Source organism: Streptomyces sp. NPDC091416, assembly GCF_044756845.1.
Classification (GTDB): domain Bacteria; phylum Actinomycetota; class Actinomycetes; order Streptomycetales; family Streptomycetaceae; genus Streptomyces.
On the sequence record NZ_JBIVTU010000002.1, the window covers coordinates 423,878 to 450,352 of the forward strand.

At 70.5% G+C, this 26,475-nt stretch carries 20 protein-coding genes and 2 tRNA genes; 13 read left to right on the top strand and 9 right to left on the bottom strand.

Going from position 1 to position 26,475, the window contains the following annotated elements; all coding sequences use genetic code 11:
- Window positions 1–135: 135 nt before the first annotated feature.
- Both tig and ACIQMX_RS08800 read right to left on the bottom strand, forming a co-directional pair.
- Window positions 136–1,524 (bottom strand): trigger factor, encoded by a 1,389-nt coding sequence (tig, locus tag ACIQMX_RS08795; RefSeq protein ID WP_363065866.1) that lies wholly within the window; start codon window positions 1,522–1,524, stop codon window positions 136–138.
- Window positions 1,525–1,675: 151 nt separating this feature from the next.
- A tRNA-Pro gene (locus tag ACIQMX_RS08800) sits at window positions 1,676–1,752 on the bottom strand.
- A 166-nt stretch (window positions 1,753–1,918) separates the two neighbouring features.
- On the opposite strand from ACIQMX_RS08800, the gene ACIQMX_RS08805 reads away from it, so the two are divergent.
- Window positions 1,919–1,992, top strand: a tRNA-Gly gene (locus tag ACIQMX_RS08805).
- Window positions 1,993–2,112: 120 nt separating this feature from the next.
- Here ACIQMX_RS08805 and ACIQMX_RS08810 read toward each other — a convergent pair.
- Window positions 2,113–2,307 carry a hypothetical protein gene (locus tag ACIQMX_RS08810; protein ID WP_363065864.1) on the bottom strand — a complete coding sequence of 65 codons (195 nt, stop codon included), beginning with the start codon at window positions 2,305–2,307 and terminating at the stop codon, window positions 2,113–2,115.
- A gap of 489 nt (window positions 2,308–2,796) precedes the next feature.
- Between ACIQMX_RS08810 and ACIQMX_RS08815 the strand changes: the two genes are divergently transcribed.
- Entirely contained in the window at window positions 2,797–3,969 is a 1,173-nt protein-coding gene (locus tag ACIQMX_RS08815) for an acyltransferase family protein (protein ID WP_363065862.1), read from the top strand.
- A gap of 78 nt (window positions 3,970–4,047) precedes the next feature.
- Here the strand turns inward: ACIQMX_RS08815 and ACIQMX_RS08820 are convergent, their stop codons facing one another.
- The gene (locus ACIQMX_RS08820) at window positions 4,048–4,533 is read right to left on the bottom strand and encodes an HD domain-containing protein (protein WP_363065860.1); all 486 of its coding nucleotides are present in this window, start codon (window positions 4,531–4,533) and stop codon (window positions 4,048–4,050) included.
- Window positions 4,534–4,698: 165 nt separating this feature from the next.
- On the opposite strand from ACIQMX_RS08820, the gene ACIQMX_RS08825 reads away from it, so the two are divergent.
- A complete protein-coding gene (locus tag ACIQMX_RS08825; protein WP_363066143.1) occupies window positions 4,699–5,862 on the top strand; it encodes a cation:proton antiporter in 1,164 nt (387 codons plus the stop codon).
- 57 nt (window positions 5,863–5,919) lie between these two features.
- On the opposite strand, the gene ACIQMX_RS08830 is transcribed toward ACIQMX_RS08825, so the two are convergent.
- Entirely contained in the window at window positions 5,920–7,065 is a 1,146-nt protein-coding gene (locus ACIQMX_RS08830) for a PP2C family protein-serine/threonine phosphatase (RefSeq protein WP_402475938.1), read from the bottom strand.
- A gap of 105 nt (window positions 7,066–7,170) precedes the next feature.
- Here ACIQMX_RS08830 and ACIQMX_RS08835 point away from each other — a divergent pair, with 105 nt between their 5' ends.
- A complete protein-coding gene (locus ACIQMX_RS08835; RefSeq protein ID WP_363065857.1) occupies window positions 7,171–8,403 on the top strand; it encodes a GNAT family N-acetyltransferase in 1,233 nt (410 codons plus the stop codon).
- 73 nt (window positions 8,404–8,476) lie between these two features.
- On the opposite strand, the gene ACIQMX_RS08840 is transcribed toward ACIQMX_RS08835, so the two are convergent.
- Together ACIQMX_RS08840 and ACIQMX_RS08845 are read right to left on the bottom strand one after the other, a co-directional pair.
- On the bottom strand, window positions 8,477–9,286 hold the full coding sequence (locus ACIQMX_RS08840; RefSeq protein ID WP_363065855.1) for a DNA-formamidopyrimidine glycosylase family protein: 810 nt from the start codon (window positions 9,284–9,286) through the stop codon (window positions 8,477–8,479).
- An 85-nt stretch (window positions 9,287–9,371) separates the two neighbouring features.
- Window positions 9,372–9,860 carry a ribose-5-phosphate isomerase gene (locus ACIQMX_RS08845; protein ID WP_148018694.1) on the bottom strand — a complete coding sequence of 163 codons (489 nt, stop codon included), beginning with the start codon at window positions 9,858–9,860 and terminating at the stop codon, window positions 9,372–9,374.
- A gap of 232 nt (window positions 9,861–10,092) precedes the next feature.
- Here ACIQMX_RS08845 and ACIQMX_RS08850 point away from each other — a divergent pair, with 232 nt between their 5' ends.
- Together ACIQMX_RS08850 and ACIQMX_RS08855 are read left to right on the top strand one after the other, a co-directional pair.
- Window positions 10,093–11,553 carry an amino acid permease gene (locus ACIQMX_RS08850; protein WP_402475941.1) on the top strand — a complete coding sequence of 487 codons (1,461 nt, stop codon included), beginning with the start codon at window positions 10,093–10,095 and terminating at the stop codon, window positions 11,551–11,553.
- A gap of 86 nt (window positions 11,554–11,639) precedes the next feature.
- Window positions 11,640–12,938, top strand: a complete 1,299-nt coding sequence (locus tag ACIQMX_RS08855) for an FAD-binding oxidoreductase (RefSeq protein WP_402475943.1) — start codon at window positions 11,640–11,642, stop codon at window positions 12,936–12,938.
- Here ACIQMX_RS08855 and ACIQMX_RS08860 read toward each other — a convergent pair.
- Window positions 12,919–13,515 (bottom strand): biotin transporter BioY, encoded by a 597-nt coding sequence (locus tag ACIQMX_RS08860; RefSeq protein WP_148018696.1) that lies wholly within the window; start codon window positions 13,513–13,515, stop codon window positions 12,919–12,921. The two genes, ACIQMX_RS08855 and ACIQMX_RS08860, sit on opposite strands and share 20 nt — an antisense overlap.
- 390 nt (window positions 13,516–13,905) lie before the next feature.
- Here ACIQMX_RS08860 and ACIQMX_RS08865 point away from each other — a divergent pair, with 390 nt between their 5' ends.
- The 3 genes from ACIQMX_RS08865 (at window position 13,906) to ACIQMX_RS08875 (ending at window position 16,869) form a co-directional block, all read left to right on the top strand.
- The gene (locus ACIQMX_RS08865) at window positions 13,906–15,327 is read left to right on the top strand and encodes an amino acid permease (RefSeq protein ID WP_363065849.1); all 1,422 of its coding nucleotides are present in this window, start codon (window positions 13,906–13,908) and stop codon (window positions 15,325–15,327) included.
- Between the two features lie 179 nt (window positions 15,328–15,506).
- Entirely contained in the window at window positions 15,507–16,148 is a 642-nt protein-coding gene (locus ACIQMX_RS08870; RefSeq protein WP_363065847.1) for a superoxide dismutase, read from the top strand.
- Between the two features lie 187 nt (window positions 16,149–16,335).
- Window positions 16,336–16,869, top strand: coding sequence for a DUF4240 domain-containing protein (locus ACIQMX_RS08875; RefSeq protein ID WP_363065845.1), 534 nt, complete (start codon window positions 16,336–16,338; stop codon window positions 16,867–16,869).
- Window positions 16,870–16,919: 50 nt separating this feature from the next.
- Here the strand turns inward: ACIQMX_RS08875 and ACIQMX_RS08880 are convergent, their stop codons facing one another.
- On the bottom strand, window positions 16,920–17,570 hold the full coding sequence (locus ACIQMX_RS08880; RefSeq protein ID WP_363065843.1) for a DsbA family protein: 651 nt from the start codon (window positions 17,568–17,570) through the stop codon (window positions 16,920–16,922).
- 134 nt (window positions 17,571–17,704) lie between these two features.
- Here ACIQMX_RS08880 and pepN point away from each other — a divergent pair, with 134 nt between their 5' ends.
- The 4 genes from pepN to ACIQMX_RS08900 all read left to right on the top strand — a co-directional run bounded on the left by pepN (window position 17,705) and on the right by ACIQMX_RS08900 (window position 26,358).
- The gene (pepN, locus tag ACIQMX_RS08885; RefSeq protein WP_402475945.1) at window positions 17,705–20,302 is read left to right on the top strand and encodes an aminopeptidase N; all 2,598 of its coding nucleotides are present in this window, start codon (window positions 17,705–17,707) and stop codon (window positions 20,300–20,302) included.
- A 283-nt stretch (window positions 20,303–20,585) separates the two neighbouring features.
- Complete coding sequence (locus ACIQMX_RS08890) at window positions 20,586–21,653, top strand: hypothetical protein (protein ID WP_402475947.1); 1,068 nt, start codon at window positions 20,586–20,588, stop codon at window positions 21,651–21,653.
- A gap of 186 nt (window positions 21,654–21,839) precedes the next feature.
- Entirely contained in the window at window positions 21,840–25,151 is a 3,312-nt protein-coding gene (locus ACIQMX_RS08895; protein ID WP_402475949.1) for a S8 family serine peptidase, read from the top strand.
- Between the two features lie 178 nt (window positions 25,152–25,329).
- Entirely contained in the window at window positions 25,330–26,358 is a 1,029-nt protein-coding gene (locus tag ACIQMX_RS08900; RefSeq protein WP_363065835.1) for an aspartate-semialdehyde dehydrogenase, read from the top strand.
- The last annotated feature ends 117 nt before the right edge of the window (window positions 26,359–26,475 follow it).

Consider the following 26,475-nt stretch of genomic DNA (forward strand, 5'->3'; position numbering starts at 1 on the left):
CCCGCTTCCGCAACTGTTCGCTGGGAGCGCAAGCTCCGCAGTCCGCACAAGGGTTGTGGGGGGCGTCCGCCGATACGACGACGGGCTCCGGACGCGGTGGCGTCCGGAGCCCGTCGTGCGGGTTCAGCGCGAGGCTCAGGCCTCGGTCTTCTCCTCGGCGGCGTCGGCGGCGGCCTCGGTGGTGCCCTCGGCACCCTCGACGGTCTCCTCCTCGTCGTCCTCCAGCTCGACGACCTCACCGTTGGTGTCGATGACCTTGGCGGCCTCGACGACCACGGCCAGCGCCTTGCCGCGGGCGACCTCGCCGACGAGCATCGGCACCTGGCCACCCTCGACGACGGCCTGGGCGAACTGGTCCGGGCTCATGCCGGAGGAAGCGGCACGCCGCATGAGGTGCTCGGTGAGCTCCTCCTGGTTGACGTTCAGCTTCTCCTTGTTGACGAGCTCGTCAAGGATGAACTGGGTCTTGATGCCCTTGACGGCCTGCTCGGACGTCTCGGCCTCGAACTCCTCGAGGGTCTTGCCCTGGATCTCCAGGTACTTCTCGAGGTCGAGACCCATCTGGCCGAGCTGGTGGTGCTCCAGGTTGTGCTTGCGGGTCTGGACCTCGTCCGCGAGCAGCTTCTCCGGGATCGGGACCTCGGCGAGCTTCAGCAGCTCCTCGAGGACGCGCTCCTGGGCCTGGGTGGCCTGCTCGTACTGCTTGGTCTCCTCGAGGCGCTTGCGGCTGTCCGCCTTCAGCTCGTCCAGCGTGTCGAACTCGCTGGCCATCTGGGCGAACTCGTCGTCCAGCTCGGGGAGCTCGCGGGCGGCGACGGTGGTGACCTTGACGGTGACCTCCGCGTCCTTGCCCTCGGCGGAGCCGCCCTTCAGCTGAGAGGTGAAGGTGGCCTCGCCACCCGCCTCCAGGCCGGTGACGGCGTCGTCGATGCCTTCGAGGAGCTCGCCGGAACCGATGGTGTACGAGACACCCTCGGCCACGCCGTCCTCGAGGACCTCGCCCTCGACCTTGGCCTGCAGGTCGATGGTCACGACGTCACCCTCGGCGGCGGCGCGCTCGACCGGGTTGGTCGAGGCGAAGCGCTCACGGAGCTGCTCCACGGCCTTCTCGACGTCCTCGTCGCTGACCTCGAGGGCGTCGACGGTGACCTCGATGCCGGAGTAGTCCGGGATCTCGATCTCGGGGCGTACGTCAACCTCGGCGGTGAAGGAGAGCAGTTCGCCGTCCTTCAGCTCCGTGATGTCGACCTCCGGCTGGCCGAGGACGTTGAGCTCACCCTCGTTGACGGCCTCGGTGTAGAACTTCGGGAGCGCGTCGTTGACGGCCTCCTCCAGCACTGCGCCACGGCCGAACCGCTGGTCGATGACCCGGTTGGGGATCTTGCCCTTGCGGAACCCCTTCACCGTGACCTGCTGGTTGATCTTCTTGTACGCCGCGTCGAGGCTGTCCTTGAGCTCCTCGAAGGGCACCTCGATGCTGAGCCGAACCCGGGTCGGGTTCAGGGTCTCCACGGCGCTCTTCACGGTTCGGTCTCCTTGGTGGCTGACTTCTTGGGGTTCTGCTCCACCGCACAGGAGGCGGCTTCGCGGACCGAGCCCGGTACATCAGACACACGGGCACGCATTTTGCATAGTAACGGCAAGGGGGAGAACTCCCACAATGCGATCTTGCCGGTGGTCGGGGTGGCCGGATTCGAACCGACGACCTTCCGCTCCCAAAGCGGACGCGCTACCAAGCTGCGCCACACCCCGTCGGTGCGACACGTAGGGTACATGCAGAGAGGCGTTGCGTCGGACGCTTTGCGCGGGCTTCGCCGGCACTCGGCACCGCGCGTCGACATCGGGTGTGCGGGCAGCGCCCGCGACCCGCTACGATGCTTCTCGTGCCGCGGTCCCGGTGACCTGCGGTGCGCTGCATGCGGGCGTAGCTCAATGGTAGAGCCCTAGTCTTCCAAACTAGCTACGCGGGTTCGATTCCCGTCGCCCGCTCCATGCTTCGGGCCCGGCCCGGCGGATTCCCTCGGGAATTTCCGCCGGACCGGGCCCTTCGCATGTTCGCGACGCGCCCTCGGGGGCGCGTCCGCCGGGGCGGCCGCGCCGTCCCGGGAGGCCTCAGAAGCTGATCTGGTTGATGCTCTGCGCTATCGAGTCCATGAACCTCTGGATCGACGGCGCCATGCCGGTCGATGCCAGGAAGAAGCCGAAGAGCACCGCGACGATCGCGGGTCCGGGCTTGATGGAACCGCCTCGGATCATGACCACCAGGATGATCGCGAAAAGAAGCACCACAGACAGCGAAATGGCCACGACTGCTCACACCCTCGGTCGGTCCGCCTTGCCGGCCCGGAGGTGTGCGACCGTGCACTCCTCCGTTGCCGTCCATCGTGCCACCAACTCCCCCGTGGTCGCTGCCAGGTGACGAATCGACCTGGCGATATCGCGCCAACTTGCGCCCCCTGCGCCCCCCGTGCGCCGGTCGCCCGGCACCCACGGGCCCCGCTTCGGCCCGGCGTCCGCACGGGCGGCACCGGAGCGCTCAGCAGCGGAAATCACGTACCGCGCGACCATTGCAACGGTCATCGTTTCCGCACCCACACAGTTTATTCACACGCATTACCCGTGTCCGGGAGAGACGTAATTCATCTTCATCAACTGCCTGCCGATATGCACCATTTAAGCGGGATTAACCTGCTCATAACGGACGGAACTTGATGGTTTGACATTTGATCCGACGGGAACACGCAATATCCGACGGCGGTTTTACGAATGGCAATCGAGGCGTCTAGGGTGCCTGAGATGTTCCACGCTCCGAACGTATTTCAGAGGGCCACGATCCCACCGGCGACCCGGGAGTCGGAGCCCAGACGCCACGCACCGACGGCGACAGCGACGGACGGAGGTCCCGCACCGGCCCCGGCCCGGCCCGCACAGCCGGCCGGCACCGAGCGGGCGGCCGGCGCGAAGAGGCGTGACGCCTACTTCGACAACGCCAAGTACCTGGCCATCGTGCTGGTCGCGGTGGCCCACTCGTGGGTGCCGGTCATGGACGGGAGCAGGGCCGCACGTGCGCTGTACATGGTGACGTACACCTTCCACATGCCGGCCTTCATCATCATCTCGGGTTATTTCTCGCGCTCGTTCGACATGAGCCCGGCCAAGGTGAAGCGTCTGGTCACCGGAGTCGCCGTGCCGTACGTGGTGTTCGAGACGGCGTACTCGCTGTTCCGGCGGTACGCGGACGACCCCGGCGCAGCGATCACCCTGACCGAGCCCTGGTACCTGACCTGGTTCCTGGCCGCCCTGTTCATCTGGCGGCTCACCACACCTCTGTGGCGCAGCCTGCGCCACCCGATGGCGGTCTCGCTCGTCATCGCGTCCCTCGCCTCGCTCGCCCCCGGCATCGGTAACGACCTCGACCTGCCGCGCGTCCTGCAGTTCCTGCCGTACTTCGTGCTCGGGCTCCAACTCAAGCCCGAGCACTTCCAGTTGGTCCGCCGTCGTGAGGCGCGGATGCTGGCCCTGCCGCTGTTCGCGGTCGCCCTGGTCTTCGCCTACTGGGCCGCGCCCCGGATGGAGCTGGGCTGGTTCCTGCGCAACTCGGCCGCCCAGGACATGGGCAATCCGTGGTGGACCGGCGTGGTGATGACGTTCGCGCTGTTCGGCTGCGCGACGCTGCTCACCGGCGCCTTCCTGGCCCTGGTCCCGCGGCGCCACATGTGGTTCACCGTGCTCGGGGCAGGCACGATCTGCGGCTACCTGCTGCACGGGTTCATGGTGAAGGGCGCCACGTACGCCGGTCTCTTCGACCGGAACGAGTGGCTGATCTCCCCGACCGGCCTGGTCCTGGTCAGCGTCGTCGCCGCGACCGGGGTGACGCTGCTGTGCACGCCGCCGGTGCGACGCGTCCTGCGCTGCGTGACCGAACCGGACATGAACTGGGCCTTCCGGCGGGAGTCCGCGAAGCTCTGAGAGCGGGACATCGCACCACCGCACACCCGAACACACCGGAGCCCGGCCCGCTCATGGGCCGGGCTTCGACGTGTTGGCTCAATCCTGCTGCTCGGCGGGCGGTTGCGGGGCGGTGAGGCCGAGCAGACCCCGTACCAGCGCATACTTCTCGCTCAGCCGGGTACGGGTCGCCGGCTCCAGCACCGCGAGGCGGGCGGGGTCGGCGTTGTGCGCGAGGTCGGCCTCCTTGACCAGCAGGGCGCCGGGCGTGTCCAGGATGCGTCGGGCGTACGCCGCCAGATCCTCGCCGTGCCGCTTCGTGACGGCGAGCACCATGTCCTTGACCTGCTGCGGAAGTGCGGCATCGGCCAGCCACCGCTCCGTCAGGGCATCGTCCTCGACCGCGTCGTGCAGCCAGGCCGCGGCGATCTGGGCGTCGCTGCCGCCCCGGGCCCGTACCCCCTCGGCGACGGCCGCGAGGTGCTCGGCGTACGGCCTGCCCGCCTTGTCCCGCTGCTCGGCATGGGCGGCGCGGGCGATCGCCTCTACCTCGGCCAGGGTCAGCTGCGCTGGAGATGGGGTCATGGCCCGAGCCTAGGAGAGGCCGGGCCACCCCTTCGCGGCACGGTCGTCGGGGCACCCATAGTTGCAACGTCAATCGTTCGGTAAACTAATTACTGACGATTCCTTGACGCTCTCTTGACCCAACGAAGGATCAAGCTCATCGGACACGCAGACACGCTCATCGCCATGGGCGGCGCCTTCCTCGCCGCCGCCGTCCTCGCCCGCGTCGGCAGCCGCATCGGACTCCCGACCATCCCCCTGTTCATCCTGGCCGGGATCCTCCTCGGCCCGCACACCCCCGGCATCGTTCTCGTCGCCGACCCGCACGACCTGGAGATGCTCTCGGCACTCGGCCTGGTCCTGCTGCTCTTCTACCTCGGCCTGGAGTTCCACCTCGACGACCTCAAAGCGGGCGGCCGCAAGATGGCGGTCGCCGGCGGCACCTATCTCGCCCTGAACGTCGGTGCCGGACTCGGCTTCGGCTTCGCCCTGGGCTGGGGCACGTCGGAGGCACTGGTCCTCGCCGGGGTGCTGGGCATCTCGTCGTCGGCCATCGTCACCAAGGTCCTGGTGGACCTCGGACGCATCGGCAACCCGGAGACCAAGCCGATCCTCGGCATCATCGTCGTGGAGGACGTGTTCCTCGCCCTGTACCTGGCGGCCCTCCAGCCCATCCTCTCGGGCGCCGACAGCCTCGCGTCGGCCGCGGTCGACGGCGGCAAGGCCTTCGGGTTCCTGCTGGTCCTCGCGCTGGCCGCCCGGTTCGGCACCAGGGTCATCGGCAAACTCATCAGCACCCGGGACGACGAGCTCCTCGTCATCTCCTTCCTCGGCGCCGCCGTCCTCGTGGCCGGCGTCTCGGAGTGGTTCGGGGTCGCGGACGCCATCGGCGCCTTCATGGTGGGCCTGATGCTCGGCAGCACCACCTCGGGGGAACGCATCCTCAAGCTGGTCCATCCGCTGCGCGACGCCTTCGGAGCGATCTTCTTCTTCGCGTTCGGCCTCTCCATCAACCCCGGCGACCTGCCGACCGTGCTGTGGCCGGTACTGGCCGCCGTCGCGGTGACCCTCGCCATGAACGTCGTCGCGGGAATCGCCGCCGCCAAGGTGTACGCCTTCGGCCCGCAGGCCACGGCGAACATCTCCACGACGCTGGTGGCACGTGGCGAGTTCGCCCTGATCCTCGCCACGATGGCGGCGGGCGCGGGGCTGGACGAACGGCTCTCCCCGTTCATCGCGGGCTATGTGCTCGTCCTCGCGGTCCTGGCACCCCTGGCCGCCGGACGCTCGCACTGGCTGGCCCGGTTGCTGCCCGGCGGGCGCGAGGCGGTTCCGCTCCCGATCCGGTGATGGGCCGGGGCGCGTTGACGTGCGCCCGTTTCCTGCCGGTTCCGCACGGTTGTGGATTCAGGACCGGCGCGACAGCAGCAACAGCGCCCGGTCGTCGTTGACGTCCTTGGCGCAGGCCTCGATGAGATGCCAGGCCGCGCCCTCGAACCCCGTGGTGACATAGCGGTCGGCCTCGCCCGTCAGCCGGTCGATGCCTTCCGCGATGTCCCGGTCGGACGCCTCCACCAGACCGTCGGTGAACAGCATCAGGACGTCGCCGGGTGCCAGATGGCCCTTCACGGCGTCGAACTCGGCCCCGTCGTACACCCCGAGCAGCGGGCCCTCCGCCGCCATCTCCTCCCACTGGCCGCTGCCGGCGTGGAGCTGGAGGGCCGGCGGGTGGCCTGCCGAGAGAAGTTCGTAGTCGCCCGTTTCCAGGTCCAGCACCAGATGGATGGAGGTGGCGAAGCCCTCGTCCCAGTCCTGGCGCAGCAGATAGCCGTTGGCCGCGGGCAGGAAGCCGTGCGGCGGCAGCGATCCGAGCAGGCCGCCGAAGGCGCCGGAGAGCAGCAGCGCGCGGGAGCCCGCGTCCATGCCCTTGCCGGAGACGTCGGTGAGCACGGCCTCCAGGGTGCGGCCGCCGTTGGTGCGGGCCGCGACGACGAAGTCCCCGGAGAAGGACTGGCCGCCGGCCGGGCGCAGCGACATCTCACGGTGCCAGCCCTGCGGGAGGCGGGGCAGCGCGCTCTGGATCCGGATGCGTTCGCGCAGGTCGAAGAGCATGGTGCCGCCGCGTCGCCACGGCACGCCGACCCTGGCCCGGAACTGGGCGAGGATCAGGCCGAGGAACCCGCAGGCGGCGACCGTCAGCACGGTGCCGGGGGTGACCCGGGCCGGGCCGTCCTCGTACGGGCCGAGCCAGAGGGACTCCACGATCAGGGCCGTGGCGGCGGTCGCGTACAGGCCGAGCAGGCTGGCGGGCCGCAGCAGCAGGCCACCCGCGACGATCGGCAGCACGAGCAGGGTCGGCGAGCACCACACCGGGTTCAGCAGGGTCGCGCAGGTGATCGCCGGAATGGTCAGCAGCAGCGCGGCCAGGGCGATCCAGTCGGAGCCGTCCCCGCGGAAGTAGTCGACCCCGGACCGGCGCAGCGCGGTGCGTACCCGGTGCGCCGATTTCCTCAATCGGGCCGGATACGTCTCTGCTCCTTCGCGTCGGGCCATTGCGGGGACCTTATCCACCCGGCGGGCTCCGGTGCAGGGGGACCCCTGTGACAATGTGTTCGAAAACGACTCGCCTCGCTGTGAAAGCCCTGGTAGGGATGGCATATGACAACTGAGCTCCGTGTTTTGCGGCCTTCCGAATGGAACAAGTGGTTCTCGTCCCTGGAGCTCGCTTTCGGAGGGGCCGAGGAGCCCGCCGAGCAGCTGGAGCAGTACCGGTCCGTGACCGAGTACGAGCGGTCGATCGGGATCTGGGACGGCGACGACGTGGTCGCGACGGCGGGCGCCTTCTCGTTCCGGCTGGCCGTGCCCGGCGGAGCACTGGTCCCGACGGCCGGGGTCACGATGGTGAGCGTCGCGTCCACGCACCGCAGGCGCGGTCTGCTGACTTCGATGATGCGCCGCCAGCTCGACGACGTACGGGCCCTGGGTGAGCCGATCGCGGTGCTGACGGCGTCGGAGCCGGAGATCTACGGCCGGTTCGGGTACGGGGCGGCGACCCGCCAGATGTCCCTGGCGATCGACACGGACCGGGTGCGGCTGAGCGTGCCCGAGGGCACGGACGAGGTCCGGCTGCGGTACGCGCGCAAGGACGAGGCGGTCGACGCGTGCGAGAGCGTGTACGCGCGGCTGGTTCCGGGCCGGCCGGGCACCCCGGCCCACGGCCCCGGCTGGGAGCGCAAGTCGCTGATCGACCCGCCGAGTTCACGCGCGGGCGGCTCGGCGCTGCAGTGCCTGCTGGCGGAACGTGACGGCGAACTCGTCGGCTACACGAATTACCACATCAAGCCGGACTGGGACAATGCGGGCCCCAAGGGGCGCGTCGTGGTGAGCGACCTGGCGGCCCTCGACCCGGCGGCCTACGCGGCGCTGTGGCGTTTCCTCTTCGCGATCGACCTGACGTCGACGGTCGAGGCACGGAACCGGCCGGCGGACGACGCGGTGCTGCACCTGGTGTCGGACGTGCGCCGGTGCGACATCCGGCAGCGGGACTCGCTCCATCTGCGGCTGGTGGACGTGGGCGCCGCGCTGGAGGCCCGGACCTACCGGGGGCCGCTGGACGTGGTGTTCGAGGTCGAGGACGCGTTCTGCCCCTGGAACGCCGGACGGTGGCGGCTGACCACGGACGCGAAGGGCGGCGCGTCGTGCAAGCGCACCGAGGACGCGGCTGATCTGGCGCTGTCCGTACGGGAACTGGGCAGCGCGTACCTCGGTGGCGAGGCACTGGGCGCGCTGGCCGGGGCCGGGCTGGTCCGGGAGCTGCGGGCCGGTGCGGTAGCGGAGGCGTCGTCGGCGTTCCTGTCCGACGTGGCGCCGTGGCTGCCGCGGGGGTTCTAGACGGGTGCGGGTCCGTCCGGCGACCTCGTCCTCAATCGCCGGGCGGGCTTGAAGTGCCGGACGGGTGTCGCCGCTACGCGGGCTGGCAGCCCGGGCACCAGAACAGGTTCCGGGCCGCCAGGTCCGCCGTGCGGATCTCCGTGCCGCAGATGTGGCAGGCCTGCCGGGCGCGCCGGTAGACGTAGACCTCGCCGCCGTGGTCGTCCACGCGCGGCGGGCGGCCCATCGCCTCGGGCAGGTGCTCGGGGCGCACGGTGTCGATACGGTTGTTCCGTACGCCCTCGCGCATCAGCGCGCCCAGGTCCGCCCAGATCGCGTCCCACTCGCGGCGGGTGAGGTCCTTGCCGGCCCGGTACGGGTCGATGCCGTGCCGGAAGAGCACCTCGGCCCGGTACACGTTGCCCACGCCCGCGACGACCTTCTGGTCCATCAGCAGGGCGGCCACGGTGATCCGGCTGCGGGAGATCCGCTGCCAGGCGCGCTCGCCGTCGTCGCCGGGGCGCAGCGGGTCGGGGCCCAGCCGGTCGTGTATCGCGCGCTTCTCGGCGCCGGTGATCAGGGCGCAGGTGGTCGGACCGCGCAGGTCCGCGTGGTGCGCGTCGTTCAGGAGGCGCAGGCGGACCGTGTCGGTGGGCGGCGGGGCCGGGACCGTACCGAATCCGAGCTTGCCGAACAGGCCGAGGTGGATGTGGACCCAGCCGGTGTCCTCGAAGCCGAGGAAGAGGTGCTTGCCGTGGGCCTCCGCACGGTCCAGGACGCGGCCGTCGAGCAGGGCGGCACTGTCGGAGAACTTTCCCTGCGGGCTGCTCACCCGCGCGGGCCGTCCGGCGAACCGGTCCCGGTGGTCGTCCGCGAGGCGGTGGATGGTGTGTCCCTCGGGCACGGCTGCGGTTCTCCTCGGTGAGGCGCGGGCGGACATGGCTGTGCCGCCGGGGATACCGGCGGCACGGTCCAGGATAGGGGGGCGGTCAGCCCTGCTGCGGGTGGTGGGCCGGGATCGGGGGGAGCTCGCCGGTGTTCTCGTACGCCGTGAGCATCTCGATGCGGCGGGTGTGCCGCTCCTCGCCCGAGTACGGGGTGGAGAGGAAGATCTCGACGAACTTGGTGGACTCCTCGGCGGTGTGCATCCGGCCGCCGATGGAGATCACGTTGGCGTTGTTGTGCTCGCGGCCCAGCGCGGCGGTCTGCTCGCTCCAGGCGAGTGCGGCGCGGACGCCCTTGACCTTGTTCGCGGCCATCTGCTCGCCGTTGCCGGAGCCGCCGATCACGATGCCGAGGCTGTCCGGGTCCGCGGCCGTCTTCTCGGCGGCGCGGAGGCAGAACGGCGGGTAGTCGTCCTGGGCGTCATAGATGTGGGGACCGCAGTCGACGACTTCGTGGCCCTGTGCCTTGAGCCACTCGACGAGGTGGTTCTTGAGTTCGTAACCGGCATGGTCGGATCCGAGGTACACGCGCATGGGAGGAGTGTGGCACGAGCGACGCCGGGTAACCGACGACGGGGTGCGGTGTGGCCCCGATGTGCGGGCCCCGTGTGTGCGATGCCACTGAGGCAACGATCCGGTCAACGAATCGGAAGGAGGGGTTCCGCTTTCGGGGTTCACCGGGCTTCAATGCATCGCTCGCCGCTCCACCACCGTGGGTGCGGCGAGTCACGCAACCGAGTGATCCGAAAACGTAAGGATTCGATCCATGACGTCGCAGACGACTCTGGCAGGGCCGGGCCACCAGCCCGACGGGCCGGACCGTTCGGACCGGGCGGAGTCCCGGGACGGGCTCCAGGCCGGCCTCAAGAACCGTCACCTCTCGATGATCGCGATCGGCGGTGTGATCGGCGCGGGCCTGTTCGTGGGCTCCGGCGCCGGCATCGCCGCCGCCGGACCGGCGATCCTGCTGTCCTACGCGCTGGTCGGCCTGATGGTCGTCTTCGTGATGCGGATGCTCGGCGAGATGGCGGCCGCCCGCCCCGCCTCGGGCTCCTTCTCCACCTACGCCGACCAGGCGCTGGGCCGCTGGGCCGGGTTCTCGATCGGCTGGCTGTACTGGTTCTTCTGGGTCGTGGTGCTCGCCGTCGAGGCCACGGCGGGTGCCAAGATCCTGGAGAACTGGGTGCCGGGCGTGCCCCAGTGGGGCTGGGCGCTGATCGTGATGCTGGTGCTGACCGCGACGAACCTGGTGTCCGTCGGTTCGTACGGCGAGTTCGAGTTCTGGTTCGCCGGGATCAAGGTGGTGGCGATCGGCGCGTTCGTGATCGTCGGCCTGCTCGCCGTCTTCGGAGTGCTGCCGGGATCGGACCACGCCGGATCCGGACTGGCCCACCTCACCGACACCGGCGGCTTCTTCCCCGAGGGTCCGGGCGCGATCCTCACCGGCGTGCTGATGGTCGTCTTCTCCTTCATGGGCAGCGAGATCGTGACCCTGGCGGCCGGGGAGTCGGAGAACCCGCAACGCGCCGTCCAGAAGGCCACCAACAGCGTGATCTGGCGGATCGCCGTCTTCTACCTCGGCTCGATCTTCGTCGTGCTGACGCTGCTGCCGTGGAACGACCCGTCGATCATCGACAAGGGCAGCTACGTCGCCGCGCTCGACGTCATCGGCATCCCGCACGCCGGCCAGGTGATGGACGTCATCGTGCTGACGGCCGTGCTCTCCTGCCTGAACTCCGGCCTCTACACGGCCTCCCGGATGGCGTTCTCGCTCGGCGGGCGCGGTGACGCGCCGAAGGCGTTCGCCCGGACCAACAAGCGGGGCGTGCCGCAGGCGGCGATCCTGTCCTCCGTCGTCTTCGGGTTCGTCGCCGTCTTCTTCAACTACCAGTGGCCGGACACCGTCTTCGCGTTCCTGCTGAACTCGTCCGGCGCGGTCGCGCTCTTCGTCTGGCTGGTCATCTGCTTCACCCAGCTGCGGATGCGCGGCATCATCCTGCGCGAGTCGCCCGAGAAGCTGGTCGTGCGGATGTGGCTCTTCCCGTATCTGACCTGGGCGACCATCGCGATGATCTCGTTCGTGCTGGTCTACATGCTGACCGATGACGCCGGGCGCGAGCAGGTGCTGCTCTCGCTGCTGGTCGCGGTCCTGGTGGTGGCGGTGTCCCTGGTCCGTGAGGCGCGCAGGCGCCGGAGCGGCGAGCCGGCCGTGACCGCCGGGAAGTGATCATCCATACCTGACGGCCGTTGTCAGGTATGGCGGGGAGGCTCTGCTTAGTCAGCGCATCGAGCGAGCGACTGGAGAGCCTCCCCATGACTGCCGTCCCCACCGGTTACCAGACCAGTTTCGCGATCCGCCCCGACCTCGTCGTCGAGGCCGCCGACGCGGACGACGTACGCACCGCCGTGTCCCGGGCCGCCCGGGACGGGCTCCGGGTGGGCGTCCACGCCACCGGCCACGGACTGGCGGGGCCGGTCGAGGGCGGCGTCCTGGTCGTCACCCGCGCCATGGACTCGGTCCTGGTCGATCCGGTGCGCCGCACCGCCCGCATCGGTGCGGGCGCCACCTGGGGCCAGGTGATCGAGGCCGCGGCCCCGCACGGCCTCGCCCCGCTGAACGGCTCCTCCCCCGGGGTCGGCGCGGTCTCGTACACGCTCGGCGGCGGGCTGGGCGTGCTGGCCCGGGAGTTCGGCTACGCCGCCGACCTGGTCCGCTCGTTCGACGTGGTGACCGGCGACGGGGTGCTGCGCCATGCCACCGCCGCGGAGGAGCCCGGGCTGTTCTGGGGGCTGCGGGGCGGCGGGCACCGGCTGGGCGTGGTGACCGCGATGGAGACCGGGCTGGTCCCGGTGGCCCGGCTCTACGGCGGCTCGCTCGCCTTCGACGGCGACGAGGAGGCCGGCGCGCGGGTGCTCAGGAGCTACCTGGAGTGGACCCGGACCGTTCCCGCCCGGCTGACGTCCTCCGTCGGCGCGCTCGTGTACCCGGACCTCCCGCAGGTGCCGCAAGAGCTGCGGGGCCGGTACGTGATCTCGGTACGGGTCGCGTACACCGGATCCACGGACGCGGGCGAACGCCTCGTCGCGCCACTGCGGGCAATCGGCCCCGCGCTGGCCGACTCGCTGCGGGAGATGCCGTACACCGACAGCCACACCATCCACAGCGATCCGCCGTTCCCGCACGCCTACTACGGGGACGGGCTGATGCTGAGCGGGATCGATCCCGAACGGGCGGCGCGGGTGCTGGAGCTGACCGGGCGGAAGGCGCCGATGATGACCGTGGTCCAGCTCAACCATCTGGGCGGCGCCCTGGCCTCCGCCCCGGACCCCGGCAACGCGGTCCCCTACCGCGACGCCGGCTGTCTCCTGCGGCTGCTGTCACCGCTCGGCGGTACGGACGTGGCGTCGGTCCGGGCCCTGTACGAGGAGGTGGCCGCGGTCCTGGGACCGCTGGTGGTCGGCCGCTCGCTGAACTTCTCCTTCGGCGGCGGGGACCGCACGGAGGGGTTCCACGACCCGCAGACACGGAAGAGGCTCGCCGGTCTGGTGTCGCGTCACGACCCGGCGAGCCTCTTCGGTGGGAGCTACGAGATCAGCCGCGACGGCCGATGAGCTTCCAGGACGCCGGCAGCGCGCCCATGGCGAGCGCGGCCTTCAGCGCGTCGCCGAGCAGGAACGGCGTCAGGCCGGCCGCGATCGCGGCGCTCGCCGACATGCCGGTGGACAGCGCCAGGTAGGGCACGCCGACCGCGTAGATGATCGCCGAGCCGAGCACCATCGTGCCCGCGGTGCGCAGCACGGAGCGGTCGCCGCCGCGGCGGGCCAGGCCGCCGACCACGGTGGCGGCGAGCAGCATGCCGAGCACGTAGCCGAAGGAGGCACCGCCCGCGCCGGAGCTGCCGGCGGAGAACCACGGCATGCCGGCCATGCCGACGAGCGCGTACACGGCGAGCGCGAGGAAGCCGCGGCGGGCGCCGAGCGCGGTGCCGACCAGGAGCGCGGCGAAGGTCTGGCCGGTGACCGGGACCGGGGAGCCCGGGACCGGGACGGCGATCTGGGCCGCTATGCCGGTCAGCGCGGCGCCGCCGAGCACCAGGGCGGTGTCCACGGCGTAGCGGTGCCGGGCGGCGGGCAGCAGATCGGCGAGGACCGCTCCGGTACGGACGGGGGCGGCGGCAGCAGTGCTCATCGGGACTCCGCGGGGTGAGGGCAGGTGGGGACAGACTGGGGCTGACGTTAGCCGACGGAGCATGGCTGGATCACCATCAGCGGCCCACAAAGGGACGGTTGAGGGATTGGTGGGGTTCACACAAAGCGCGGCAGGCAATCGCGTCGGGGCGTGATGCTCGTCACTGAGGTGGGACCGGATATGGCAGCCACCGAGCGGGAAGGCCTTCTGCATCCGTACTGTGAATTCCCTCTAAAGCGACGGTTCATGGCCGCACACGGCCCCACGCGGCCGGGTGTGCGCGGCGTGTGAGCCTGGTGACCGTATAGCGGACAGCGGTTCCTCGTGAACGGGGCGCGTGTTCAGACTGGGTACACGTCCCCCGTCTCACCGACCGAACAGAGCTCGTCCATGCCTCGGACCTCCGCGCCTCCCCCCACAGGCTCCCCGGCCCTCGCCTCCGACACCGGAGGCGACTCGGCCCTCACCCACGGACTCAAGCAGCGCCACCTGTCGATGATCGCCCTCGGCGGTGTCATCGGTGCCGGACTCTTCGTCGGCTCCGGCGCGGGCATCGCCGCCGCCGGGCCCTCGATCGTCATCGCCTACGCGGTCTCCGGGCTGCTGGTCATGCTCGTGATGCGCATGCTCGGCGAGATGTCGGCGGCCAACCCGGCCTCCGGTTCGTTCTCCGTCCACGCCGAGCGGGCGATCGGGCCGTGGGCGGGATTCACGGCCGGCTGGGCGTTCTGGGTGCTGCTCTGCGTCGCCGTCGGCCTGGAGGGCATCGGCGCCGCGCAGATCATCGGCGGCTGGCTGCCCGGGACCCCGGAGTGGGCCTGGGTGGCGCTGTTCATGGTGGTGTTCCTGGGGACGAACCTGGCCTCGGTGACGAAGTTCGGCGAGTTCGAGTTCTGGTTCGCCGCGCTCAAGGTCGCGGCGATCACGCTCTTCCTGGTCCTGGGCGTACTGGCGATCCTGGGGGTGCTGCCGGGCACGGACGCCCCGGGCACGGCCAACCTCAGCGGCGAGGGCGGCTTCATGCCGAACGGCACCGAGGGCCTGGTCATCGGGCTGCTGGCCTCCGTCTTCGCGTACGGCGGCCTGGAGACGGTCACCATCGCCGCGGCGGAGTCCGAGAACCCGGTGCAGGGTGTCGCGAAGGCCGTGCGGACGGCGATGTGGCGGATCGCGCTGTTCTACGTCGGCTCGATGGCGGTCATCGTCACGCTGGTCCCGTGGGACGACGCGAAGGTCGTGGAGGTGGGGCCGTTCTACGCGGCGCTGGACCACCTGGGCATCAGCGGTGCGGCGGAGATCATGAACGTGGTCATCCTGGTGGCGCTGCTCTCGGCCATGAACGCGAACATCTACGGCGCCTCGCGCATGGCCTGCTCGCTGGTCGCCCGCGGCCAGGGCCCGAAGCGGCTCGGCAAGGTCACCTCCGGCGTCCCGCGCACGGCGGTCCTGGTCTCGTCCGTGTTCGGCTTCCTGTGCGTGCTGCTGAGCTACTGGCGCCCGGACGACGTGTTCCCGTGGCTGCTCAACATGATCGGCGCCGTGATCCTGGTCGTCTGGATCTTCATCGCCGCCTCCCAGCTGATCCTGCGGGCCCGGCTGGAGCGCGAGGCGCCCGAGAAGCTGGTCGTGCGGATGTGGCTCTTCCCGGGCCTGACGGTGGTGGCGCTCCTCGCCATGGCCGGCATCTTCGTCCTGATGCTCCGCCAGCCCGACACACGTGACCAGCTGCTGGCGACGGGTGCGCTGACGGCGGTCCTGATCGTGATCGGGGTCGTACGGCAGCGGCGCTCCGCCGCCACGACGGACAGGTAACCCGGATACGCCGGAACGCCGGGCGGGCCCGATCACTCGGGCCCGCCCGGCGTTCTGGCGTGCACCCGCGGTCGTGGTCCTACGCCGAAGGACTGATGACCCCTCACCTGCTCCTGCTGTTAGCCTGCTCTTGCATATAGGTTGCAACAACAACAGTTCAGCAGCTGGAGGGTTCGATCATGGCCACGTACACGCTCCCGGAACTCCCGTACGACTACGCGGCGCTCGAACCGGTCATCAATCCGCAGATCATCGAGCTCCATCACGACAAGCACCACGCCGCCTACGTGAAGGGCGCCAACGACACCCTGGAGCAGCTGGCGGAGGCGCGGGACAAGGAGGCCTGGGGCGCGGTCAACGGGCTCCAGAAGAACCTCGCGTTCCATCTCTCCGGCCACATCCTCCATTCGGTCTACTGGCACAACATGAGCGGCGACGGCGGCGGCGAGCCCCTGGCCGCGGACGGGGTCGGCGACCTCGCGGACGCGATCACCGACTCGTTCGGCTCCTTCGCGGGCTTCAAGTCCCAGCTGACGAAGGCCGCGGCCACCACGCAGGGCTCCGGCTGGGGCGTCCTCGCGTACGAGCCGCTCAGCGGCAACCTGATCGTCGAGCAGGTCTACGACCACCAGGGCAACGTGGGCCAGGGCTCGGTCCCGGTCCTGGTCTTCGACGCCTGGGAGCACGCCTTCTACCTCCAGTACAAGAACCAGAAGGTCGACTTCATCGAGGCGATGTGGCGCGTCGTCAACTGGCAGGACGTCGCCAAGCGCTACGCGGCCGCCAAGGAGCGCGCGGACGTGCTGCTGCTCGCGCCCTGAACGACGCCGCACCGAGAACGTCCTGCCTCGTGATCGTCTTCTCAACTGTCGCCGGGCAGGCGGATGAAGGAAGGCCCCCGCGAGGACGTGACTCGCGGGGGCCTTCCGTGCGCGGTCCGGGTCGGCCGGGCGGCCGGGCGACGGCATCCTCACCTCGATGTCAGACCCCTGCCGCATGCTTCGTCCCATGGACACCAAGGACTTCTGGAAGCTGATCGACGACGCGCGCGCCCTGGTCGTCGACCCCGCCGACGCCGAGGCCGTGGCCGGGCGGGTGACGGCGCTGCTCGCCGAACGGCCGGCCGAGGACATCCTCGCCGCGCAGCAGCTGCTGTGGGACCTGATGGCGGCTTCCTACCGGGCCCCGCTCTGGGCCGCGGCGTACACGATCAACGGCGGCTGCTCGGACGACGGTTTCGACTACTTCCGGGGCTGGCTGATAGCGCAGGGCCGGGAGGTGTTCGAGCGGGTGGTCGCCGACCCGGACGCGCTGGCCGGACTGCCGGCGGTCAGGGCCGCGGCGGCCGAGGGCGCCGATCTGGAGGGTGAGGACGTGCTCGGGGTGGCGTGGGACGCGTACCGGGAGGCGACGGGCGAGGAGCTGCCGCAGGACGCGTTCACCATCGACTACCCCGACCTGGACCCGGAGTGGAACTTCAGCTTCGACGACACGGAGCGGGTGGCGCTGCGGCTGCCGGGGCTGGACGCGCTGTACGGATGAGCGGCGCGGGCCGCGGGGCCGGCCGGTGACCGGCCCCGCGGCTCACACGATCAGTCGAAGACCGGGCCCTGCGTGCGGGTCCGCTTGATCTCGTAGAAGCCGGGGATCGACGCGACCAGCAGCGTGCCGTCCCACAGCTTCGCCGCGTCCTCGCCCTTCGGGGCGGGGGTGACGACCGGGCCGAAGAAGGCGACCTGCTCGCCGTCCGCGCCGGGCACCGCGATGACCGGGGTGCCGACGTCCTGGCCGACCTTGTCGATGCCCTCCTGGTGGGAGGCGCGCAGTTCGGTGTCGTACGCGTCGGAGTCGGCGTACTCCGCGAGCTCGGCCGGCAGGCCGACATCCTTCAGCGCGCCCTCGATCGCCTCACGGGTGGGGCCCTCGCCCTGGTTGTGGAAACGGGTGCCGAGCGCGGTGTACAGCGGGCCGACGATGTCGTCGCCGTGCTTCTGCTGGGCGGCGATCACCACGCGGACCGGGCCCCAGGCCTTGGTCTCCAGCATGTCGCGGTACTCGTCGGGCAGCTCGTCCAGCCGGTTCTCGTTGAGCACGGCCAGGCTCATCACGTGCCAGCGGACCTCGACGTCGCGGACCTTCTCCACCTCCAGCATCCAGCGGGAGGTCATCCAGGCCCAGGGGCAGAGCGGGTCGAACCAGAAATCGGCGGGGGTCTTGCCGGTCACCGTGCTGTTGTCAGACATCTCTCTCCTCATGAGGACCTATCGCATCCTGTGGCCGAGAACACCGCCGGACGCTTCCGCCATTCCCGAATGCCGGGCCGGAAGACGGCATGGGAGGATCAAAGTATTCGAACGTGACACAAAGGAGTGTGCTCGTGCCCGGTGTGAACCTGTCCCGCGACGAGGCCCATGAGCGGGCCGAGCTGCTGACCGTCGACGGTTACGACGTCGTGCTCGACGTCCGTTCCGCGGTCGGTGGACCCGACGGGGAGGGCGAGCAGACGTCCGGTCCGCGGACCTTCCGTTCGGTGACGACGATCCGGTTCCGCTCGGCGCGTGCCGGTGCGACGACGTTCGCCGATCTGATCGCCCCGTCCGTGACCGCGGTGACCCTGGACGGCACGGCGCTCGACCCGGCCGTCGTCTTCGACGGGGTCCGCGTGACGCTGGCGGACCTGTCGGAGGGCGAGCACGTCCTGGTGGTCGACGCGCAGTGCGCGTACAGCAGGACCGGCGAGGGCATGCACCGCTTCGTCGACCCGGAGGACGGCGAGGTCTACCTCTACACCCAGTACGAGCCGGCGGACGCACGGCGCGTCTTCGCCAACTTCGAGCAGCCCGACCTCAAGGCCCCCTTCCGCTTCCGGGTGACGGCCCCCGAGGAGTGGACGGTCTGGAGCAACGGGGCCGAGGAGTCCCGCGAGGGCGGGGTGTGGCGGTTCGCCGAGACGAAGCCGATCTCGACGTACATCACGGCGGTCGTCGCCGGTCCGTACCACTACGTGACCGACTCCTACAGCCGTACGCTCGACGACGGCACGACGCTGGACATCCCGCTGGGCGCGATGTGCCGCAAGGGGCTCGCCCGGCACTTCGACGCGGACGACGTCTTCCTGATCACCAAGCAGGGCCTGGACTTCTTCCACGACAACTTCGACTACCCGTACCCGTTCGGCAAGTACGACCAGGCCTTCGTGCCCGAGTACAACCTCGGCGCGATGGAGAACCCGGGCTGTGTCACGTTCCGCGAGGAGTACATCTTCCGCGGCAAGGTGACGCGGGCGGCGTACGAGAGCCGGGCCAACGTCATCCTGCACGAGATGGCGCACATGTGGTTCGGCGACCTCGTCACCATGCAGTGGTGGGACGACCTGTGGCTGAAGGAGTCGTTCGCCGACTTCATGGGCGTCTTCGCGATGGTGGAGTCCACCCGGTTCGAGGACGGCTGGATCACCTTCGCCAACAACCGCAAGTCCTGGGCCTACCGCGCCGACCAGCTGCCGTCCACCCACCCGATCACGGCGGACATCCGTGACCTGGAGGACGCCAAGCTGAACTTCGACGGCATCACGTACGCCAAGGGCGCCTCGGTTCTCAAGCAGCTGGTGGCCTACGTGGGACGGGACGCGTTCCTGGAAGGCGCGCGGCGCTACTTCAAGAAGCACGCGTACGGCAACACGCAGCTGGGCGACCTGCTGTCCGTGCTGGCCGAGACGTCCGGCCGGGACATGACCTCGTGGTCGCGCTCCTGGCTGCAGACCGCGGGCGTCAACTCGCTGACCCCGGCGGCGACCTACGACGCCGCGGGCCGGATCACCGAGCTGGCCGTCCTCCAGGAGGCGGCCGAGTCCCACCCCGAGCTGCGGCCGCACCGGGTCGCGGTCGGCCTGTACCGGCGTACGGCCACCGGTGAACTGGTGCGCTACGCCCGGGCCGAGGCGGATGTGGCGGGACCGCGCACCGTGATCGCGGAGCTGGCCGGGGCCGAGCGGCCCGAGCTGATCCTCGTCAACGACGACGACCTGACGTACTGCAAGGTCCGCTTCGACGAGGCGTCGCTGGCCACGCTCCGGGAGCACCTCGGCGACATCACGGACCCGCTCGCGCGCGCCCTGTGCTGGTCCGCGCTGTGGAGCCTCACCCGGGACGGGCTGATGCCGGCCCGCGACTTCGTCGGGCTGGTCCTGGCCTTCTCCGGCCGGGAGACCGACATCGGCGTGCTCCAGATGCTGCACACCTGGACCCGGACGGCCCTGACGCACTACGCCGCCCCGTCGTGGCGCGAGGAGGGCGGCCGGGCCCTGGCCGAAGGCGCGCTGCGCGAGCTGCGGCGCGCGGCGCCGGGCAGTGAGCCCCAGCTGGCCTGGGCCCGCTTCTTCGCCGCGGTCGCCGCCTCGGACACGGACTTCCAGCTGCTGTCCGGGCTGCTCGACGGCACGGCCCGGATCGACGGGCTCGACGTGGACCAGGAGCTCCGGTGGGCGTTCCTGTCCCCGCTGGTCTCGCACGGCGTGGCCGACGAGGCGGCCGTCGATGCCGAACTGGCCCGCGACGACACGGCGTCCGGCAAGCGGCACCACGTCCGCTGCCTGGCCTCGCGGCCGTCGGCCGCGGTGAAGGCCCAGGCATGGGCGGGCGTCGTGGAGTCGGACGCGCTGTCCAACGCACTGGTGGAGGCCACGATCCTGGGCTTCTCGCAGTCCTCGCAGCGGGAGTTGCTGGCGCCCTACGCGGCCCGGTACTTCGAGGTGATCGAGCGGGTGTGGGCCGAGCGGTCCATCCAGATCGGGATGGCCGTGGTGAAGGGCCTGTTCCCGGACCTCCAGGACGACCCCGCCACCCTGGCGGCCACCGACGCGTGGCTGGCGGAGCACGCGGACGCGGCACCGGCGCTGCGGCGGCTGGTCCTGGAGGCCGGGGACGACCTGGGCCGGGCGCTGCGGGCCCAGGCGTGCGACTCTGCCGCGGTCTGAGACGTGCCGCCCTCGCCGGGGTGCCGTTCACCTCGGCGAGGGGTCCGTCCTCTCGCGCCGGACGGGCCGGATGACGCCGGGCGGGCCGGGACCGGAGTCCCGAAGGCGTACGCGCCGGGCGCCCGGCGCCCGCGGTGCGCCCCCCGTGACCGGCTCATAAACCCCGGCGGGTCCACCCTTTTCGGCAGTCGAACATCCGTACTTCAGGACGGCGTTGTCCTGGATTGTCGACGGGCCTGTAACAGGGGTTAAGGTCCCGGCCCCGGGCGGGATACACCGGAGCATGAACCCGAACACCCCGCTCCCTGCCTGTCACCTCCGCATCGCCTCCTCCGCCCGTCAACGCGTGTTGTCCACCGCCCAGTTAAAGGCCCACGGAGTGTCCCCCGCACAGGTCGCCGAGCAGTGCCGGACCGGCGGTCCGTGGCAGCAGGCACTGCCCGGCGTCTTCGTCCTGCACCCGGGTCCGCTCAGCGGTCACGAGCGGCTGCGGTCGGCCCTGCTGTACGCGGGACGGCCCCCGGCCACCGGGCGGCGGACCGTACCGGCGCAGGCCCCGGGCGCGGACCCCGGCTACGGCGAGGCGATGATCACCGGCCTCGCCGCGCTCTCGCTGTACGGCTTCGCCGCCGCGCCGCCCGCCGTCGCCACGGACCGCATCGACGTCCTGGTGCCCCGCGGCCGGCGGCTGCGCTCGGCCCGGTACGTCCGCCTGGTGCGCTGCTCCGACCTGCCGCGGCCGGAGCAGCTGGACGGCCTGCCGGTGGCGCCGGTGGCCCGCGCGCTCGCGGACGCCGTGGTCGGGCTCGGGGACGCGCATGCCGTACGCCGGCTGCTCACCGAGGCGGTTCGCGGCGGGCATTGCGAACCTGCGGTCCTGGTGGGCGAGCTGAACCGCGCCAAGGTGCTCGACCGGCCCCAGGTGGTGAACGCCGTGGACTCGTTGCTCGCCGAGGGCCGGGCGCTGGCGGAGGAGCGGCTGTACGACATGGTGCGGACGCACGGTCTGCCGGAACCCCTGTGGAACGTGGATCTCCGGCTGCCCGGCGGCCCGCATCTGGGCGCGGTCGACGCCTACTGGCCCGAGGAGGCGGTGGCCGTGGAACTGGACACCAGGGCCCCGCGCCACAGCCGGATCGACGACGACCACCGCCGGCGGGAGCACGAGGCCGAGTGGTCCGCGTACGCCGCGCGGCGCGAGCACCTGGAGCGGCTGGGCGTCACCGTCGTCCACCTCACGCCGGGAAAACTGCGGGACGCCCGGGAGCAGCAGGCGACCGTGGTCCGGACCGCGTTGATGGCGGCGGCCGACCGCGAGCCCGTGGCGTACGTGATGATCCTGCCCCGGTGAGCCGCGGGACCCCTTCCATCCGTCACGTATGCACCGCTTCATCCCGCATGACGCTTCGGCACCATTGGCGGAAGTCCGCCATGTCCGTAACTCGCCCCTCACAAGTCTCCACAAACCCCTGTCATTTACGAAAGGGTGAGCGATCATCCGGTACCGATTTCCGGACTCTCTCTTTCACATACAGGGATGCTGATGACCTCCGAATCCCCCAGCTCCATACCCGGGGCGAGACGCGTGGCCCGGGTCGCGGCCGCCGCCGGACTGGTGGCCGCCCTGGCCGCCACCGGCGCCGCCCCCGTCTTCGCGGTCGACGCTCCGGCCCCCGCCCCCGTCAAGACCGCCGCGGGCGACAGCACGCCGGACAAGCTCGGCAAGGCCGACGCCGACGTTCTCACCAAGGCCAAGGCCAAGGGCGAGAAGAACATCACGATGATGGTCGCCACCGCTCCCGGTGCGACCGAGCAGGTCGCCGAGCAGCTGGACGCCGTCAAGGGCTCCGTGCTCGGGCAGGCGTACGACAAGCTCGGCTACGTGCGGGCCACCGTGCCCATCGCGGCGGCCGAGGCCACCATCAAGGCGGCCTCGAAGCTGTCCTCGGTGCACGGCATCGATCTCAAGCAGGAGATCGTGCTGGACGACCCGACGCCGTCGGCCGACCGGGCGACCGGCAGCCGGGCCGCGGTGAAGTCGACGGGGACCTACCCGGCGCCCGGGAAGAACACCCCGGCGGAGAACCCGTACAACCCGTCCTTCGAGACGGGCGCGGTCGACTTCGTCAAGCAGCACCCGAAGGCCGACGGCCGCGGCGTGACCATCGGCATCCTCGACTCGGGTGTCGACCTCGGCCACCCGGCGCTGCAGAAGACCACCACCGGTGAGCGCAAGGTCACCGACTGGGTGACGGCCACCGACCCGGTCAGTGACGGCGACGGCACCTGGCTGCGGATGACGGACGCCGTGTCCGGCCCGACGTTCACCTACGGCGGCCGTACGTACTCGGCCCCGGCGGGCTCGTACCGGATCAGCGTGTTCAAGGAGGCCGTCACCAGGGGCGGCGACATGGCGGGCGACCTCAACCGGGACGGTGACACCACCGACTCGTGGGCCGTCCTGTACGACCCGGTCACCGGCACCACCCGAGTGGACCTGAACAACAACGCGGACTTCTCCGACGACGCCGTCCTCCTGCCGTACAAGGAGAAGCACCAGGTCTCCTACTTCGGCACGGACGACCCGCGCACCGACGTCGTCGAGCGCATCCCGTTCGTCGTGGAGAACCGCAAGAACGTCGTGTACAACGCGGCGGGCAACACCGCGGACTACGTCAACATCGGCGTCATCGAGTCCGAGCACGGCACGCACGTCGCGGGCATCACCGCCGCGAACGGCCTGTTCGGCGGCAAGATGAACGGTGCCGCGCCCGGCGCGAAGATCGTCTCCTCGCGCGCCTGCACCTGGTCCGGCGGCTGCACCAACATCGCGCTCACCGAGGGCATGATCGACCTCGTCGTGAACCGCGGCGTCGACGTCGTCAACATGTCGATCGGCGGCCTGCCGCCGCTGAACGACGGCAACAACGCCCGCTCGGAGCTGTACAAGCGCCTCATCGACATCTACGGCGTCCAGCTGGTCATCTCGGCCGGCAACGACGGTCCGGGCGTCAACACCATCGGTGACCCCGGCCTCGCCGACCACGTGATCTCGGTCGGCGCGTCCATCTCCAAGGAGACCTGGGCCGCGAACTACGGCTCGGCCGTCACCAAGAAGTACGACATGCTCCCGTTCTCCTCGCGCGGTCCGCGTGAGGACGGCGGCTTCACGCCGACCCTGACGGCCCCCGGCGCGGCGATCAACTCGACGCAGACCTGGCTGCCCGGCGGCCCGGTCAAGGAGTCGGGCTACTCGCTCCCGGCCGGCTACTCCATGCTCCAGGGCACGTCGATGGCCTCCCCGCAGGCCGCCGGCGCGACCGCGCTGCTGCTGTCCGCCGCGAAGCAGAAGCACATCGAGCTGCCCCCGGCCGACCTGCGCACCGCGCTGACCAGCACCGCCACCCAGATCAAGGGAGTGCCCGCGCACGCCCAGGGTGCCGGTCTGATCAACATCGTCGGCGCCTGGAAGCAGATCGAGAAGCAGGGCGCCCCGGCGCACGAGTACACGGTCAAGGCCCCGGTCGACACCGCGATCGACTTCGCGCTGAAGACCCCGGGCTTCGGCACCGGTCTGTACGACCGCGAGGGCGGCCTCAAGGCCGGCCAGAAGAAGACGTACGACGTCACGGTCACCCGCACCACGGGCCCGGACAAGGACGTCAAGCACAAGCTGTCGTGGAAGTACAACGACGGCACCTTCAAGCTCACCGGCTCGAAGACCGTCTCCCTGCCGCTCGGCAAGCCGGTCACGGTCAAGGTCCAGGCGAAGCCGGGCAGCGCGGGCGTGCACAGCGCGATCCTGCAGGTCGACGACGCGAAGACCTCCGGCGTGGACCAGCAGATCCTCGCCACGGTCGTCGTCTCCAAGGAGCTCGTGAAGCCGGCTTACGCCTACACGGCCTCCGGCTCGGTGCAGCGCAACGGCACCACGTCGTACTTCGTGACCGTGCCGGAGGGCGCCAAGACCCTTGAGGTCGCCATGAGCGCCCTGCGCTCGGGCAGCCAGACCCGCTTCATCTCCATCCACCCGTACGGTGTCGCGGTCGAGGACAGCGGGACGCCGTTCTGCTACCCGAACTACGAGAACCCGGCCAACACCTGCCGCCCCGACGTGCGCTCGTACACCGACCCGCAGGCCGGTGTCTGGGAGATCGAGGTCGAGGCACGGCGTACGTCGCCGCTGCTGGACAACCCGTACAAGCTGGACATCTCGCTGCTGGGCGCGACCTTCGACCCGGCGGTGCAGACCATCGCCGAGGCGAAGATCGGCACCCCGGCAGCGGTGGACTGGACGGTCACCAACAACGCCAGTGACCTCGCGGGCAAGCTCAAGGGCGGTTCGCTGGGCTCGGCCGACGTCGAGCGGCCGTCGATCTCCACGGGCGGCCAGTACGTCAAGGAGGTGACCATCGGTGAGGGCGTCGAGAAGCTGGACGTCGCCATCGGGTCCACCTCGGACGCCAACGCCGACCTCGACCTGTACGTCTACAAGGGCGCGACCGAGGTGGGCTCCTCCACCACGGCCGGCTCCGAGGAGGCCGTCAGCCTGCTGAAGCCCGCCGCGGGCACGTACACGGTCGTCATCGACGGGTACGACGTCCCGGCCGGCACCACCGAGTACGACTACCGCGACGTGTACTACTCGCCGTCGCTCGGCACGATCAAGGTCGACGAGTCGAAGGCGGTCAACCTGGCCCCCGGCGCCTCCGCCGAGGTCAGTGCCGAGGTCGCGGTCGCCGGGGCGGCCCCCGCGGGCCGGCAGTTCTTCGGCGAGGTCCAGCTGGTGAACGCGCGCGGCACCGCCGCGGGCACCGGCAGCGTCGTGATCGAGAAGGTCGCGCCGTAACCGCATCGCGGTGACCATGTGATCCGTACGACAGTGGGGCGGGCGCTCAACGGGCGCCCGCCCCACTGTGCTGCGCGCCACCTGTCCGCAGGCCGGACAATGGATTGGACAAGGAAGCCGTGGACAGACGCATCATGAAGCGGCAAACATGCCCGTTCGTACGTCTGAGGGAGTTCCTGTGAAGGTCGGAATCGTCGGCGCCACCGGTCAGGTCGGCACAGTCATGCGCAGCATCCTGGCCGAGCGGAAGTTCCCGGTCGCCGAACTGCGGCTCTTCGCCTCCGCGCGCTCCGCGGGCTCCACGATCACCTACGAGGGCACCGACATCACCGTCGAGGACGCCTCCACGGCCGACTACACGGGCCTGGACATCGTGCTGTTCTCGGCCGGTGGCTCGACGTCGAAGGCGCTCGCCGAGAAGGTGGCCTCGCAGGGCGCCGTCGTGATCGACAACTCCTCCGCCTGGCGCAAGGACCCCGAGGTCCCGCTGGTCGTCTCCGAGGTCAACGCGCACGCGGTCGCGAACCGTCCCAAGGGCATCATCGCCAACCCGAACTGCACCACCATGGCCGCCATGCCCGTGCTGCGCCCGCTGCACGACGAGGCCGGTCTGCGGACGCTGACCGTCGCCACGTACCAGGCCGTGTCCGGCTCCGGCGTGGCCGGCGTCGCCGAGCTGCACGGCCAGGCGTCCAAGGTCGTCGCCGACGCCGACAAGCTGACCCACGACGGCGGCGCCGTCGACTTCCCCGAGCCGGGTGTCTACAAGCGCCCCATCGCCTTCAACGTGCTGCCGCTGGCCGGATCCATCGTCGACGACGGGTCCTTCGAGACGGACGAGGAGCAGAAGCTCCGCAACGAGTCCCGCAAGATCCTGGAGATCCCGGAGCTGAAGGTGTCCGGCACCTGTGTGCGCGTCCCGGTCTTCTCCGGCCACTCGCTCCAGGTCAACGCCCGGTTCGACCGCCCGATCAGCGTGGAGCGCGCGTACGAGCTGCTGAAGGACGCGCCCGGCGTCGAGCTCTCGGAGATCCCCACCCCGCTCCAGGCGGCCGGGCAGGACGCGTCCTTCGTCGGGCGGATCCGGGTCGACGAGACCGTGGAGCACGGCCTCGCGCTGTTCGTCTCCAACGACAACCTGCGCAAGGGCGCCGCGCTGAACGCGGTGCAGATCGCGGAGCTGGTGGCGGCGGAGCTGAAGGGCTGACGCGCTCAGCCCTTCAGCGGGGGTGGGGGGGGGGGGGGGCCCGCCCCCCCCGCCCCCCCCCCCCCCACCCCGGCCCCCCCCCCCCCCCGGCGCGCGGCCGCAACCGGGCGGCGTGCG

Bases quoted from the DNA above. Each gene is read 5' to 3' on its own strand.
- ACIQMX_RS08815 (WP_363065862.1), top strand. From the start codon at position 2,797: ATGTTCCACGCTCCGAACGTATTTCAGAGGGCCACGATCCCACCGGCG.
- ACIQMX_RS08835 (WP_363065857.1), top strand. From the start codon at position 7,171: ATGACAACTGAGCTCCGTGTTTTGCGGCCTTCCGAATGGAACAAGTGG.
- ACIQMX_RS08850 (WP_402475941.1), top strand. From the start codon at position 10,093: ATGACGTCGCAGACGACTCTGGCAGGGCCGGGCCACCAGCCCGACGGG.
- ACIQMX_RS08830 (WP_402475938.1), bottom strand. From the start codon at position 7,065: ATGGCCCGACGCGAAGGAGCAGAGACGTATCCGGCCCGATTGAGGAAA.
- ACIQMX_RS08865 (WP_363065849.1), top strand. From the start codon at position 13,906: ATGCCTCGGACCTCCGCGCCTCCCCCCACAGGCTCCCCGGCCCTCGCC.
- ACIQMX_RS08860 (WP_148018696.1), bottom strand. From the start codon at position 13,515: ATGAGCACTGCTGCCGCCGCCCCCGTCCGTACCGGAGCGGTCCTCGCC.
- ACIQMX_RS08895 (WP_402475949.1), top strand. From the start codon at position 21,840: ATGCTGATGACCTCCGAATCCCCCAGCTCCATACCCGGGGCGAGACGC.
- ACIQMX_RS08820 (WP_363065860.1), bottom strand. From the start codon at position 4,533: ATGACCCCATCTCCAGCGCAGCTGACCCTGGCCGAGGTAGAGGCGATC.
- ACIQMX_RS08875 (WP_363065845.1), top strand. From the start codon at position 16,336: ATGGACACCAAGGACTTCTGGAAGCTGATCGACGACGCGCGCGCCCTG.
- ACIQMX_RS08825 (WP_363066143.1), top strand. From the start codon at position 4,699: ATGGGCGGCGCCTTCCTCGCCGCCGCCGTCCTCGCCCGCGTCGGCAGC.
- ACIQMX_RS08870 (WP_363065847.1), top strand. From the start codon at position 15,507: ATGGCCACGTACACGCTCCCGGAACTCCCGTACGACTACGCGGCGCTC.
- ACIQMX_RS08845 (WP_148018694.1), bottom strand. From the start codon at position 9,860: ATGCGCGTGTACCTCGGATCCGACCATGCCGGTTACGAACTCAAGAAC.
- ACIQMX_RS08855 (WP_402475943.1), top strand. From the start codon at position 11,640: ATGACTGCCGTCCCCACCGGTTACCAGACCAGTTTCGCGATCCGCCCC.
- ACIQMX_RS08880 (WP_363065843.1), bottom strand. From the start codon at position 17,570: ATGTCTGACAACAGCACGGTGACCGGCAAGACCCCCGCCGATTTCTGG.
- ACIQMX_RS08890 (WP_402475947.1), top strand. From the start codon at position 20,586: ATGAACCCGAACACCCCGCTCCCTGCCTGTCACCTCCGCATCGCCTCC.